A 13,521-nucleotide genomic window follows, 5' to 3' on the forward strand; every position below is an offset into this window, starting at 1 on the left:
GGAATGAGCCATGCCCAAAACGGCATACGTGCGCACCAAGCCGCACCTCAACATCGGCACCATGGGCCACGTCGACCACGGCAAGACCACCCTGACAGCCGCCATCACCAAGGTCCTCAGTGACCGCGGCACCGGCACGTTCGTCCCGTTCGACCGCATCGACCGGGCGCCGGAGGAGGCACAGCGCGGCATCACCATCAACATCGCGCACGTCGAGTACGAGACCGACACCCGGCACTACGCGCACGTCGACATGCCCGGTCACGCCGACTACGTCAAGAACATGGTCACCGGCGCCGCGCAGCTCGACGGGGCGATTCTCGTCGTGTCCGCGCTCGACGGGATCATGCCGCAGACCGCCGAGCACGTCCTGCTCGCCCGCCAGGTCGGCGTCGACCACATCGTCGTCGCCCTCAACAAGGCCGACGCGGGCGACCCGGAGCTGACCGACCTGGTCGAACTGGAGGTCCGCGAGCTGCTCTCCGCGCACGGCTACGGCGGCGACACCGTCCCCGTCGTCCGCGTCTCGGGACTGAAGGCGCTGGCAGGCGACCCGCGCTGGACCGCGTCCGTCGAGGCGTTGTTGGACGCCGTCGACACGTACGTACCGATGCCGGTGCGCTACACCGACGCGCCGTTCCTGCTGCCGGTGGAGAACGTCCTGACCATCACCGGCCGGGGCACGGTCGTCACCGGAGCCGTCGAGCGCGGCACCGTACGCGTCGGCGACCGGGTCTCCGTGCTCGGCGCGGACATCGAGACGGTCGTCACCGGCCTGGAGACCTTCGGCAAGCCGATGGAGTCCGCGCAGGCCGGTGACAACGTGGCGCTGCTCGTACGCGGGGTGGAGCGCGACCGGGTCCGCCGCGGCCACGTGGTGGCGGCGCCCGGCAGCGTCACGCCGAGCCGTCGTTTCACCGCGCAGGTGTACGTCCTGTCGGCGCGGGAAGGCGGCCGGACCACGCCGGTCACCACCGGCTACCGGCCGCAATTCTACATCCGTACCGCGGATGTCGTCGGGGACATCGACCTCGGTGAAGCGGCGGTGGCGCGCCCCGGCGACACGGTCACCATGACCGTCGAACTGGGCCGCGACACCCCGCTGGAGTCCGGGCTCGGCTTCGCGATCCGCGAGGGCGGCCGCACAGTCGGCGCGGGCACCGTCACCGGCCTGCTCTGATCCGGGCGCCGGGTCCGTCTCCCGACCCCACGGGAGGCGGACCGGGCGCCATGCGCGAGACTGACGGCATGGCAGACATTGCACTGGTACTCGGAGCAGGCGGCGCCACCGGCGGCGCCTGGGAGACCGGAATCCTGCACGGGCTCGCCGAGGCGGGCGTGGACCTGTCCACCGCGGATCTCGTCATCGGAAGCTCCGCCGGGGCCCTCGTCGGCGCCCAGCTCGCCTCCGGACTGATCGACCTCCCGGAACTGTACGCACGTCAGCTGGCCGATCCTCAGGGCGAGCTCGGCGGGAAACTCGGCACCGCCACCCTCATGCGCTATGCCCGGGCGGTGCTGACCTCCCGAACCCCGGAGGCGTACGGGCAGAAGCTGGCCCGGATGGCGCGGGAGACCCGGACCGCAATCACCGCGGCCGAACGGCAGGAGCTGATCGCGGGACGGCTCCTGTCGCCCGACTGGCCCGAGCGGCAGCTGCGGATCACCGCCGTCCGCGCGGACACGGGTGAACTGCACATTTTCGACAAGGACAGCGGTATCCCGCTCGCCGACGCCGTCACCGCCAGCTGCGCCGTCCCCGCGGTCTGGCCGGTCGCCACCATCGACGGGCAGGGCTGGCTCGATGGCGGGGTGTACTCCCCGGCCAACGCCCATCTGGCCGCAGGGTGTGAGCGCGTCGTCGTCATCGCACCGACGGCCAGTGGCAACAAGGTGATCATCTCCCCCCGGTCCCAGGCCACCGACCTCGAAGCGAAGGGTGCCCGGGTCGCAGTCATCACCCCGGACGCGGCCGCCAGGAAGGCATTCGGCCGCAACTCCCTCGACCCGAGCCGCCGGGCCGCCGCCGCCCGCGCCGGACTCGCGCAGTCCGCGGCGCACACCGAAGCGGTCGCCGCGGTCGTCGGCAGCTGAACCGGCACCCCACAATGGGGGAGTGAACGAGCCGATACCCGTGATCCGAGAAGTGGACCAGGGCACCGCCAGACTCCTTCCCGACGTGGACCGGGACCGGGCCTGGCTGCTCACGGTCGACGGCGCACCCCAGTCGTACGTCGACCTCGACGATCCGGTCCACCTGGAGTTCGAGTACGCCCGACGGCTCGCCCATGTCCTGGACTGTGCGGCGGAACCGGACGCCCCCCTCGACGTACTCCACCTCGGCGGCGGCGCCCTCACCCTGCCCCGCTATGTCACCGCGACCCGGCCGGGCTCCCGGCAGGTCGTCGCCGAGGCCGACCTGGGCCTGCTCGCCCTGGTCGCCGAGCAGTTGCCACTCCCCGACGACAGCGGCATCACCGTGCACGGCACCGACGCCCGCGGGCTGCTGGAACAGACGCCGCCCGGCACCGTCGACGTCCTGATCGCGGACGTGTTCGGCGGATCGCGCGTGCCCGCGCACCTCACCTCCGTCGAGTACGCGCAGGCGGCCGGGCGGGCTCTGCGGGACGACGGCGTCTATGCCGCCAACCTCGCCGACGGCGCACCTTTCGCATTCCTCCGCTCGCAACTGGCCAACTTCGCCACCGTCTTCGAAGAGCTCGCGCTGATCGCCGAACCGGCGGTGCTGCGCGGCCGGCGCTTCGGGAACCACGTCCTGGTCGCCTCCCGCAGCCCCCTCGACACCGCGGCCCTGGCTCGCCGCTGCGCCGCAGACGTCTTCCCCGCCCGGGTCGAGCACGGCGCCGGTCTGGTCCGGCTCATCGGCGCGGCAAGGCCGGTCGGGGACGCCGAAGCGGTCGCCTCACCCGAGCCGCCCGACGGTTCCTTCGGTATCGGCTGACAGCGTCTTCCCTGATGCAACCTCGACGGTTGCGGTCCGGCGGGTGAGGTTGCGTACGTCGGGTACGAACAGCACGGCCCCCGTGCAGAGCACGACCAGCGCCGCGCAGCCCCACAACGCCTGACCGCGTCCGACCAGGTCCTCCACCGGGCCGGCGACCGCGGTGGCCAGCGGCAGCATCGCCACCGATCCGAACCAGTCGTACGCCGATACGCGCGACAACTTCTCCTCCGGGATCTCCTGATGCAGGGCCGTCATCCAGGAGACGCCGAACACCTCGATGGTCACGCCGCTGACGAACATCACCGCACTCAGCCCGGCCACCGGCAGCGGCACCGCCAGCGCTGCCGACGGCAGGGCCAGCGGGAAGACGCAGAGCGTCCCGGCGAGCAGGAGCCGCCGGGGTTTCCAGCGCATCATCAGCAGCGCCCCGCACAGCGTGCCGACCCCGAAGGCGGCGAGCGCGAATCCCCAGGGGCGGGCGCCGCCGAGCTCGTCCCTGGCGACCAGTGGCCCGTACACCGACTCGGCGGCACCGACCACGGCGACCACCACCGAGAATTGCGCCACGATCGACCACAGCCAGGGGCGGCCGATGAACTCCTGCCAGCCCTCTCGCAGATCGGACAGGAGTCCGCCGCCCGGCTCCCGCGCCGGGATGTGGGCGACATCCAGGAAGGCGCGCAGCGCACCGGCCACCGCGAAGGCCGCCGCGTCGACGGCCAGCACCCAGCCCGGATTCATCGCCGCGATCATGGCGCCGCCGAGCGCGGCACCCCCGATGGCGGCCCCGTGCATCGACATCCGGAAGAGCGCGAAGGCGCGGCCGGCCTGTTCGCCACTGACACTGGACATCAGCATGCCCTCGGCCGCCGGGTTGAAGAACGCCTGCCCGGTACCGCACAACGCCGTGAGCAGCATCATCTGCCACAGCTTCGGCTCGCCGGCCAGGACCAGCCAGGCGAACGCGGCCTGCGAGACACAGTTGAGCGCGTTCGCCGCCACCATCACCCGGTGGCGCGGCACCCGGTCCGCGATGGCGCCGCCGATGAGCAGGAACAGTACCAGCGGCGCGGTACGGGCGGCTGCCACCAGGCCGACGTCGCCGCCGTCGCCACCGGACTGCAGAACGGCGAACGCCGCCGCGATCAACGCACCGTGGGTACCCAGGCCGGTGATGATCGCGGCGGCGGTCAGCAGACTGTAGTTGCGGCCGGCCCAGGCAGGGCGGCGTATACGGGGACGGGGGATGCCGGCAGGAGTCACCGAGGCACTATCGCTGCCGGGCCCCCGCCCTGCCAAATGCTTTGCCGGAGCAGGTGGAACAGGTCAGGAGGCAGTGACCTCGGTCAGCCGCACCGTGCTGAGGATCTTCATGATCGTGGCGTCCGGGAGCTCGTCCTTGACGGAGTCGGCACCGTAGAGGACCCAGGAGGAGAAGTCACCGTTCTTGTTCTTGAAGGTGAAGGCGAACGTCTTGCCGTCGGAGTCGCACTTCTTCTTCTTGGTGACGTTGGGGGCGGTGGCCGTCACGAGGCTGCCGGTCAGACCCGACTGGGTGGTGTACTTCTTCGCCTTGGTGAACTTGATGGTCTTCTGCGGCATGTGCTGCGCGTAGGCGGCCCATGCCCAGGTCCCGGCCTCGCTGTGGGCGTTGGCGTCGGCGTCCGTGGCACCCTCGGCGCCGCGGGTGCCCGCACTGGCCAGGCTGTACTCCTCCTTGGTGCCGTCCTTGTCGTCGTCGTCGACGCACCACTTCTGCTGGAAGTACGCCGGCGCGGAGAAGCCGATGAGGGGCGAGCCGTCGCCCTTCTTGTCGTCCTCGAAGTACGAGAACGTCCCGGGCGAACCGACCTCCCAGTCACCGGGTACGTCGAACTGCGTTCCCCACTTGGGGTTGGTGACGACCTTCCAGCCGGCGACGAGAGGCTTTGCGTCCCCGTCGGTGCCCCGCGGGTTCGGCACCGCGGAGGACGTGTCCGCGGACGGCTTCGCGGGGGACGACGACGTCCCGTCGTCGGCGACGTCGGAGCCGCCCTTGTCGTCCTTGTTCATCACCACGACGCCGGTGACCACGGCGGCCACGACCACAGCGGTGGCTGCGACGATCGCGACGACGGTCGTCTTCTTCTTGTTGTCGCCCCCGGGTTGCGGTGCACCGGGCGGGCCCGGGACCGCGTACTGCGGCACGGTGGGCTGCTGGTACGGGTTCGGCTGCGGGTATCCCGGCTGGCCATGCTGCTGATATCCCGGCTGCTGATAGGGATTCGGCTGTTGGTACCCCGGCTGCTGATACGGGTTCTGATTCTGGTTCTGCGGGTTTTGCTCGCCCCCGGGCGGCTGCTGTCCTGGCCACATGGCGAGTAACCATAGAGGGACGGCGGCTGGTCGACTACGCCCGCCCCCGTGAAGGAACGGTCAAGGCGATGGCCACGCGGATGCCGAAAGGGGAACGTGCGGGCGTGATCCAGGGATGGCCAAACACTCCTACCCGTGAGTAACCTTCGATTCATGAGCACTGAACAGATGACAGTCGGAGACATGCTCCTCGCGACGGTTCCGATGGCCAGGACCCTCAACCTCGAGTTCCTCGAGACGACCTCGGAACGCGCGGTCGTCCGGATGCCGGACCAGGCCGACTACCACAACCACGTCGGCGGACCGCACGCCGGAGCGATGTTCACGCTCGCGGAGTCGGCCAGCGGCGCGATTGTCATCGCCGCCTTCGGAGACCAGTTGTCCCGCGCCGTACCACTCGCCGTGAAGGCGGAGATCGGCTACAAGAAACTCGCGATGGGCGTCGTCACCGCGACCGCGACCCTCGGCCGGCCGGTCGCGGAGGTCGTCGCCGAACTCGACGCGGGCAAGCGACCCGAATTCCCCGTCGCCATCGAGATCCAGCGTGCGGACGGCGCGGTCACCGGTGAGATGACCGTCGTGTGGACGCTCCGCCCGAACGCCTGAGAGCCTGCCGGGTGACCTCTGACCGGGCGGCCACGCCCTGGCACGCACGCTTCCCGCGTTGCCGCAGATGGCACGACAGGTAGGCTGCCCGCCGTGCGCCGAGGAGTTGCCCGGCGGGCGACGGCACATCAGCACGGGAGGAACCGGCGTTGCACATCCAGGAGTGGCTGGAGACAGTCCCCGCGGTCAGCGTGTACGTCCTGGTGGGCGTCGTCATCGGTCTGGAGAGCCTGGGCATTCCGCTGCCGGGCGAGATCGTCCTCGTCAGCGCATCGCTGCTGGCCGCCGGACACAGCGGCATCAACCCGGTGATCCTCGGTGCCTGCGCCTCCGCCGGGGCGATCATCGGGGACTCGATCGGATACGCCATCGGCCGCAAGGGCGGCCGGCCGCTCCTCGCCCGGCTCGGCGGGAAGTTCCCCAAGCACTTCGGCGAGGACCAGATCGCCATGGCGGAGCGGTCGTTCCAGAAGTGGGGCATGTGGGCGGTGTTCTTCGGCCGCTTCGTCGCGCTGCTGCGTATCTTCGCCGGACCGCTGGCCGGCGTCCTGCGCATGCCGTACTGGAAGTTCCTGATCGCCAATGTGCTCGGCGGCATCGTCTGGGCGGGCGGCACCACGGCCGTCATCTACTCGGTGGGAGTCGTCGCCGAGGCCTGGCTCAAGCGCTTCTCCTGGCTCGGCCTGGTGGTCGCCGTGCTGATCGGGCTGACCTCGATGCTGGTCCTCAAGAACCGCGCCAAGAAGGCGGCGGCCCAGTCCGCGGAACGTACCGTGGCCGAGCCGGGGACCGTACCGGCAGCGGACTGAGCCCGGGCGGCCCGGCTCACCGGGCCGCCCGCTCGTCCGTCATTCAGCCCTCGTGCGCCTGACGGTGCGCCTTGGCCAGCTCCACATACCCGGCGGCATTGAACGTGATGCCCTCGAGCTCCTCCTCGGTCAGCTCCCGCTTGACCTTGGCGGGCACGCCCGCGACGAGTGAGCCCGGCGGCACCTGCATCCCCTGCGGGACCAGCGCCTGGGCCGCGATCAGTGAACCGGCGCCGATGTGCGCACCGTTGAGGACCGTGGCCCCCATGCCCACGAGAACGTCGTCCTCGACGGTGCAGCCATGCAGCACGGCGTTGTGCCCGACCGAGACGCGCTCGCCGACCGTGACGGGAAACCCGGGGTCGGCATGGACGCTGCAGTTGTCCTGGATGTTGCTGCCGGCGCCGACGGCGATGGGAGCGCAGTCGGCCCGCAGCACCGCCTGGTACCAGACGCTGGAGCCCGCGGCCAGGGTCACCTCGCCGATCACGACCGATGTCGGCGCGGTGAACGCGTCCGCGTCGATGTCCGGCTCGTGGCCGCCCATGCCCGTGATCAACGCCTGCTCTGCCATCGCCCGTTCCTCCGTGTCTCCGACCGTGGTTGTCCGTTCGCGCCAGGGGAACCGTATGCGACAGCCGCGCGGCCACCGGTGAGTGGGGTGAACATCACAAGGGGCCGCGGTGACCGGCCAGGGCGCGCCGACTACGGTGAGCGAGTGCCCAAGAACAGCAACACGTTCTCCTCCCTCACCGCCTGGCGACGGCGCCTGCTGTCCCGGGCCGTCCACCGCGGCTGGCGTGCGGTACGGGAGGCGGGCGCGATCACCGCGGAACACCCGGGCGGGCTGCGGTTCGGCCGTATCGGCGAGGGGACCCGGCTGGCGTTCCCCCAGGGCACGGTCTTCGGGGAGCCGTGGATCGAGCTCGGCGACCACTGCATCATCGGCGAACAGGTCACTCTGACCGCAGGACTCATGCCGGACCTGGACCTCGGCTCGGAACCCATCCTGACTCTGGGGGACGGGGTGGTGCTCGGCCGCGGCAGCCACGTCGTCGCCGACACCACGGTGACCATCGGGTCGAACACGTACTGCGGACCGTACGTCTACATCACGTCGACGAACCACAGCTACGACGATCCGCACGAGCCGGTCGGCCGGCAGTGGCCGCGTATGGAGCCGGTCACCATCGGACCCGGCTGCTGGATAGGCACGGGTGCGGTGGTCCTGCCGGGAGCCAGGCTCGGGCGCAACGTGGTGGTCGCGGCGGGCGCGGTGGTACGTGGCGAGGTGCCCGACCACGCGGTCGTGGCCGGTGCGCCCGCACGCGTCGTCCGCAGCTGGGACCCCGAGAAGGGCTGGCAGCCGCCCCTGCGCACGCCCGCCCCGGTGCCGATCCCGGCGGGCGTGACGCCCGAGCAGCTGCTGGCCGTCGCGGAACTGGAAGACAGCTAGGGCCTCTCTTCGGGGCAGGCCCGGGCGGTGTCCGGCCTGATCCGCCGGACACCCCTGCCGCGAGCCCGCCGACTAACCGGTGGCGAGCAGCACCGTTCCCACCAGAGCCAGACCGGCCCCCGCCGCCTGCACTCTGCGCAGCCGCTCGCCCAGCACCCCGCGCGCGGCCAGGGCCGTGACCACGGGATAGAGCGAGGCGAGGACGGCGGCCACGGTGACCGGGCCGTGCTGCGCGGCGATCGAGTACGTGCCGTTGGCCGCGACGTCGGCGAGGCCGACGAACGCCAGGGCGGGCAGCGAGGCCCGGATCACGGCCGCCCCGCCCACCTCGGGCAGCGCACGTCCGCCGCGGCGCACCGACACATACAGGGCCGTGCCACCGACCGCGATATTGGTGAGGCGCTGCACGAAGAGCGCCAGGAACAGCCCGGAGACCGTCGTGGAAGCCTCCGCGATCAGCGACATCACCGTCCCGAAGCCGAACGCAGCCACCAGGGTCAGCACCACCGCCCGACGCTGGACCGGCGCCCCGCGCAGCTCCGGCCCGCCCGCCAGCACGATGCCCACGACCGCCACGGCGACGCCCGCGAACTGCAGCAGACCGGGACGCTCGCCGACGATCAGCCCGACACTCACCGGCACGGCGACGCCCAGCGATCCGAGCGGGGAGACGACCCCCATCGGACCGAGCGCCAGCGCCTTGTAGAAGCTCAACATCGCGACCGGCCCGACCGCGCCCGCCGCGACGGCGAACCAGAGCTGCGGTCCTGCCTCGCTCCAGCCCCCGGTCGCGACCACGACGACGCCCAGCACGAGGGCTGCCACCGTCTGCGAGACGACGACCACGGTGAGCGCGGGCACTCGTCGCGTGAGCAGTCCGCCGCCGAAGTCGGCCAGCCCCCACAGCAGGCTGGTGGCCAGGGCGAACAGTGCTGTCATGACATGCCTCGCAGTACAGTGCGATGAACGAGTGGGTGCACCACACCGTAGTGCAGTATTTTCGACTCTGTCATCCAGAATATTGGACGGAATGTGTCTGACCTCGACCAGCTCACGCAGTCGCTCGCGCGCAACCTCAAGCGCTGGCGTGGCGAACGCGGCTTCACCCTGGATGCCCTCGCCGCCCGCGCGGGCGTCAGCCGAGGCATGATCATCCAGATCGAACAGGCGCGTACCAACCCGAGCGTCGGCACCACCGTCAAGCTGGCCGATGCGCTGGGCGTCAGCATCACCACCCTGCTCGACTACGAGCAGGGCTCCCATGTGCGGCTGGTGCCCGAGAGCCAGGCGGTGCGCATGTGGTCCACCGATGCGGGCAGCTCCACGACCCTCCTCGTCGGTACGGAGGCCAGGGGTCCCCTCGAACTCTGGTCCTGGCGTCTGATGCCCGGCGAGGGCAGCGCCTCCGACCCGCATCCCGAAGGCACCGTCGAACTCCTTCACGTCACCAGGGGTGTACTCACCCTGGTCGTCGACGGCGAGGAGCACTCCGTACCCGCAGGCACCTCCGCCACCTTCGAGGCGCATCACCCGCACGCCTATCGCAACGACGGCGCCGAGCCCGCCGAGATCACCATGGCGGTCTCCATCCCTCCGGTGCGCTGAGTTCACCGGCTGAGACGGCCAACCGGACCCCGCGCACGCCTTGTTACGTTGCATCCATGCGCGCACCCATCGGTTCCTTCGAGAATGCCGGCCCCGCCGTCGACCGCCTCGGCCTCCTCACCCCGCCGGTCGCCAAGGCGGTGAGCGAAGGGTGGGGCGACGTCCCCGCCGACCGGATCCTCCATGTCGACACGGACCCGGCGATCGCGGACACGGCCGCCTTCGTCGAACACCACGGCGCCGAGCTGCTCGACAACTCGGCCAACTGTGTCGTGGTGGCGGGCAAGCGCGGCGGTGATGTCACCCTGGCTGCCTGCGTCGTCCTCTCGCGCACCCGCGTCGACGTGAACGGGGCGGTCCGCAAGCACCTCGGCGTCCGCAAGGCCTCCTTCGCCTCCATGGACACGGCAGTCGGCGAGACCGGCATGGAGTACGGGGGCATCACCCCGATCGGGCTCCCGGGCGAATGGCCGCTGTTGCTCGATCCAGCGGTGGCCGATCAGGAATGGGTCCTGATCGGCAGCGGCAGCCGCCGCGGCAAGCTGATCGTCCCGGGCAAGGCCCTGGCGTCACTGCCGAACGCGGTGCTTGTCGAGGGGCTCGGCGTCCTGGTGGGCTGAGCCCGACGCTCTTCGGTGATTTGGTTCAACGATTTGGCTCAACCGGCTGACCCGGCCCGCGCTCTGCGGGAGGCTTGGTCGAGTCATGTGCCATGTCCGGGGCCCGGTCCTTGTGGGCTGAACGGTGGCCGACCGCTAGCTCGAAAGGGTGCGATGCGTTCTCGGCCGAAACCCGGGAGTCCAGCGGGGAGTTTGAGTGCCGGAGACATGCGTGCACGCATATCAATGCGCCATTTGCCCGTCTTTAATCATATTTACCCCGGCAATGGGGAATGGAGATCTGCACCCATCGGGGACATGCGTGTCGCCGATTGGTCTCCATCGACATGAGAGGTTTAGATGAACACTACACTCGTCTCGGCGGCCGTCAGGCCGGGACTCACCCCGCGGCTTCCGGCCGCGCCTCGGGTGCCGCTCGCCAAGCGGGCGGCCGTCCAGAGCGGCGGGGCCCTGCCCGCATCGCTCAGTCGGCTGCTGTCGACCGACGCCGGGGCGAGCCCACTGGTGATCGCAGCCTTTCAGTCGTCGGTCTGAGTAGCCGGGACAGAATTTCGCCATGGACCGGCCGTCGCCCTCGCTGAGCCAATTCGTACTGAAGATGCACAGTCGCTGTGATCTCGCGTGCGACCACTGCTATGTGTACGAACATGCGGACACGAGTTGGCGCGGCCGGCCCAAGGTGGTGTCCGAGGACACTCTGGTCAGGGTGGCGGACCGCATTGCTGAGCACGCCCGGGCCCACCGACTGCCGGCCGTCCACGTGGTGCTGCACGGCGGGGAGCCGCTGCTGGCCGGCCCGGACCGACTGCGCCGCGCGGCCGACGAGCTCTCCCGCGCACTGGACGGCGTCAGCGCACTCGATCTGCGCATCCACACCAACGGTGTGCTGCTCGACGAAAGCTTCTGCGAGCTGTTCGCCGAGCTCGGCATCAAGGTCGGCGTGTCGCTGGACGGCGACAAGGCCTCCAACGACCGTCACCGCCGCTACGCCGACGGTCGCAGCAGCCACCCCCAGGTGCTGCGTGCCGTCGAACTGCTCAACCGGCCCGCCCACCGGCGGCTTTTCGCCGGTCTGCTCTGCACCATTGATGTGCGCAACGACCCGATCGCCGTCTACGACGCACTGGTCGCTCTCGACCCGCCACGCATCGACTTCCTTCTGCCGCACGCGACGTGGGACGTGCCGCCGCTCCGCCCCGGGGGCTCGGCAACGCCCTACGCGGACTGGCTGGTCACGGTCTACCGGCGCTGGGACGCAGCAGGCCGGCCGGTCCCCGTACGGATCTTCGACTCCGTTCTGCGCACCCTGCGCGGCGAGAGCAGCCTCACCGAATCCCTGGGCCTGGCACCGGCTGATCTCGTCGTCATCGAGACCGACGGCACGTTCGAGCAGGCGGACAGCCTGAAGACGGCCTACGACGCCGCGCCCGCCACAGGCATGGATGTCGTCGCCAACACGCTCGACGAGGTGCTTCGTCATCCCGGCATGCTCGCCAGGCAACAAGGCCTCCAGCAGCTGAGCAAGGAATGCCGCGCCTGTCCGGTCGTCAACTCCTGTGGCGGCGGCCTCTATGCCCACCGCTATCGGACCGGCAGCGGCTTCGACAACCCGTCCGTGTTCTGCCCCGATCTGATGGAACTGATCATGAGTATCCGCGACCGGGAGACCTCGGCGCCCACTCCGTCGGCGGGGCGTGCCGAGCCCCTTGATGCCGTCCAACTGGACGAACTGGCCTCTGGTTTCGGTGGCGCGGAGACGGTGAGTCGGCTGGCCGCCGCCCAGTTGGAGCTCAACTGGGACCTGCTGGCCGCGGTGAGCGAGCGCGCCCCGCGGACCGACCGGACAGCCACGGCAGCATGGCAGCTGATGGTCGACCTGGACGTCAGAGCGCCCGAGGCGCTGGACGCGGCGGTGGCTCACCCGTACACGCGGCCCTGGGCCCTGCGCATTCTGGAGGGCCGAGCTCCGCAGACCATCGCGTCCGGCCTCGCGGAGATTGCAGCTGTCGGTGCGATGCGGGCGCGCCAGGGCGACACGGTCGCGGTGCCCGTGCGGGGCGGGCTGCTTCGGCTTCCGAGCCTCGGTTCGGTGATTCTTCCCGACGAGGCATCCGTCGCCGAGGTGACGGCGGACCCGGAGGGCTTCACGGTCCGGGCGGTCGGCCGCGAGATGCGCGTCGGCTGGGACGAAGGTCTGGACGGCCTCACCCCGCACTGGCAGCCCGTCCGGATCGTGGAACGGCTCGGCTGGTCCGTTGCTCTGGAGGACACGGACCCCTTGCGCGACAGCCACCAGTGGCCGGTCTCCGATCGGCTCTCCGCGGGCGAGGCGAAGGTGTGGGCGGAGGACCTGGCCGAGGCCTGGTCACTGATCCAGCGCGAACTGCCTGGTTACGCGCCGGGCGTGGCAGCAGGACTCCGGGTCCTCACGCCCCTGCACGCGCCGGACGGCAGCGATGTCAGTGCCGCCTCCAAGGAGGCGTTCGGGGCGGTTGCGGCGGCGCGGCCCGAGACGCCCGATCTGCTGGCCCTGCTGATCGTCCACGAGTTCCAGCACGTCAAGCTGGGAGCGGTCCTGGACAGCTTCGACCTGCATGAGCCCGTTGGCGACCGTCGGTTGTTCTACGCCCCCTGGCGCGACGATCCTCGACCGCTGGACGGTCTGCTCCAGGGGACGTACGCGCATATCGCGGTGACGGACTTCTGGCGCGTAAGGAGACTGACCACGCAGGGGCAGGCGGCGCGCACGGCCGAGGCCCGGTTCGCCCGGTGGCGGGAGCAGACCGTCGGCGCCGTTCAGGTGCTTGTCGGGTCCGGCCTCCTGACACCGCTCGGCGACCGCTTCGTCGCAGGGATGGCTCGCACGGTCGAGAAATGGTCGGCGGAGGACGTCTCGCCCGCCGCGTCGGCTGAGGCGAGACGCTCCGCCGCACGACACCGCGCCGACTGGGAGGCGCGCAATCCGGCACATGCCACGCACCCCTGACCGCACCCGGCTTCAAAAATGACGGATATGGCGGTAATTGATTGATCGACAGCGACATTTGCGTGGCAGGATCAACAATTAGGCGCGTTAGTGCTGTTCCGTCGATGATTCTCTCCTTC

General features: G+C 70.3%; 14 protein-coding genes. 10 read left to right on the forward strand and 4 right to left on the reverse strand.

The window, feature by feature from the left end; translation table 11 throughout:
- The first annotated feature begins 10 nt into the window (after positions 1 to 10).
- The 3 genes from tuf (at position 11) to OG972_RS34655 (ending at position 2,962) form a co-directional block, all read left to right on the forward strand.
- Positions 11 to 1,180, forward strand: a complete 1,170-nt coding sequence (gene tuf, locus OG972_RS34645) for an elongation factor Tu (protein WP_037690479.1) — start codon at positions 11 to 13, stop codon at positions 1,178 to 1,180.
- Positions 1,181 to 1,248: 68 nt separating this feature from the next.
- Entirely contained in the window at positions 1,249 to 2,094 is an 846-nt protein-coding gene (locus OG972_RS34650; RefSeq protein ID WP_266988315.1) for a patatin-like phospholipase family protein, read from the forward strand.
- Positions 2,095 to 2,116: 22 nt separating this feature from the next.
- Entirely contained in the window at positions 2,117 to 2,962 is an 846-nt protein-coding gene (locus OG972_RS34655; RefSeq protein ID WP_266988317.1) for a spermidine synthase, read from the forward strand.
- Here OG972_RS34655 and OG972_RS34660 read toward each other — a convergent pair.
- Both OG972_RS34660 and OG972_RS34665 read right to left on the reverse strand, forming a co-directional pair.
- Positions 2,924 to 4,228, reverse strand: coding sequence for an MFS transporter (locus OG972_RS34660; RefSeq protein WP_266988319.1), 1,305 nt, complete (start codon positions 4,226 to 4,228; stop codon positions 2,924 to 2,926). The genes OG972_RS34655 and OG972_RS34660 overlap by 39 nt on opposite strands.
- Positions 4,229 to 4,291: 63 nt before the next feature.
- Positions 4,292 to 5,320: a hypothetical protein gene (locus OG972_RS34665; protein ID WP_266988321.1), complete on the reverse strand. Its 1,029-nt coding sequence runs from the start codon at positions 5,318 to 5,320 to the stop codon at positions 4,292 to 4,294.
- A gap of 168 nt (positions 5,321 to 5,488) precedes the next feature.
- Between OG972_RS34665 and OG972_RS34670 the strand changes: the two genes are divergently transcribed.
- On the forward strand, positions 5,489 to 5,926 hold the full coding sequence (locus tag OG972_RS34670) for a DUF4442 domain-containing protein (protein ID WP_266990885.1): 438 nt from the start codon (positions 5,489 to 5,491) through the stop codon (positions 5,924 to 5,926).
- 149 nt (positions 5,927 to 6,075) lie between these two features.
- Complete coding sequence (locus tag OG972_RS34675; protein WP_266988323.1) at positions 6,076 to 6,735, forward strand: DedA family protein; 660 nt, start codon at positions 6,076 to 6,078, stop codon at positions 6,733 to 6,735.
- A 43-nt stretch (positions 6,736 to 6,778) separates the two neighbouring features.
- On the opposite strand, the gene OG972_RS34680 is transcribed toward OG972_RS34675, so the two are convergent.
- Positions 6,779 to 7,309, reverse strand: a complete 531-nt coding sequence (locus tag OG972_RS34680; RefSeq protein WP_266988325.1) for a gamma carbonic anhydrase family protein — start codon at positions 7,307 to 7,309, stop codon at positions 6,779 to 6,781.
- A 144-nt stretch (positions 7,310 to 7,453) separates the two neighbouring features.
- On the opposite strand from OG972_RS34680, the gene OG972_RS34685 reads away from it, so the two are divergent.
- A complete protein-coding gene (locus OG972_RS34685; protein ID WP_266988327.1) occupies positions 7,454 to 8,191 on the forward strand; it encodes a DapH/DapD/GlmU-related protein in 738 nt (245 codons plus the stop codon).
- Between the two features lie 72 nt (positions 8,192 to 8,263).
- On the opposite strand, the gene OG972_RS34690 is transcribed toward OG972_RS34685, so the two are convergent.
- Positions 8,264 to 9,130, reverse strand: coding sequence for a DMT family transporter (locus OG972_RS34690; protein WP_266988329.1), 867 nt, complete (start codon positions 9,128 to 9,130; stop codon positions 8,264 to 8,266).
- A 93-nt stretch (positions 9,131 to 9,223) separates the two neighbouring features.
- Here OG972_RS34690 and OG972_RS34695 point away from each other — a divergent pair, with 93 nt between their 5' ends.
- The 4 genes from OG972_RS34695 to OG972_RS34710 all read left to right on the forward strand — a co-directional run bounded on the left by OG972_RS34695 (position 9,224) and on the right by OG972_RS34710 (position 13,402).
- The gene (locus OG972_RS34695) at positions 9,224 to 9,796 is read left to right on the forward strand and encodes a helix-turn-helix domain-containing protein (protein ID WP_266988330.1); all 573 of its coding nucleotides are present in this window, start codon (positions 9,224 to 9,226) and stop codon (positions 9,794 to 9,796) included.
- Between the two features lie 56 nt (positions 9,797 to 9,852).
- Positions 9,853 to 10,416 (forward strand): YbaK/EbsC family protein, encoded by a 564-nt coding sequence (locus tag OG972_RS34700; protein ID WP_266988332.1) that lies wholly within the window; start codon positions 9,853 to 9,855, stop codon positions 10,414 to 10,416.
- A 339-nt stretch (positions 10,417 to 10,755) separates the two neighbouring features.
- Positions 10,756 to 10,950 (forward strand): hypothetical protein, encoded by a 195-nt coding sequence (locus tag OG972_RS34705; RefSeq protein ID WP_037690465.1) that lies wholly within the window; start codon positions 10,756 to 10,758, stop codon positions 10,948 to 10,950.
- A 22-nt stretch (positions 10,951 to 10,972) separates the two neighbouring features.
- A complete protein-coding gene (locus tag OG972_RS34710) occupies positions 10,973 to 13,402 on the forward strand; it encodes an FxsB family cyclophane-forming radical SAM/SPASM peptide maturase (RefSeq protein WP_266988336.1) in 2,430 nt (809 codons plus the stop codon).
- Positions 13,403 to 13,521: the final 119 nt, after the last annotated feature.

The sequence above is a fragment of the Streptomyces sp. NBC_01669 genome (assembly GCF_026339735.1).
In the GTDB taxonomy this organism is placed as follows: domain Bacteria; phylum Actinomycetota; class Actinomycetes; order Streptomycetales; family Streptomycetaceae; genus Streptomyces; species Streptomyces yanii.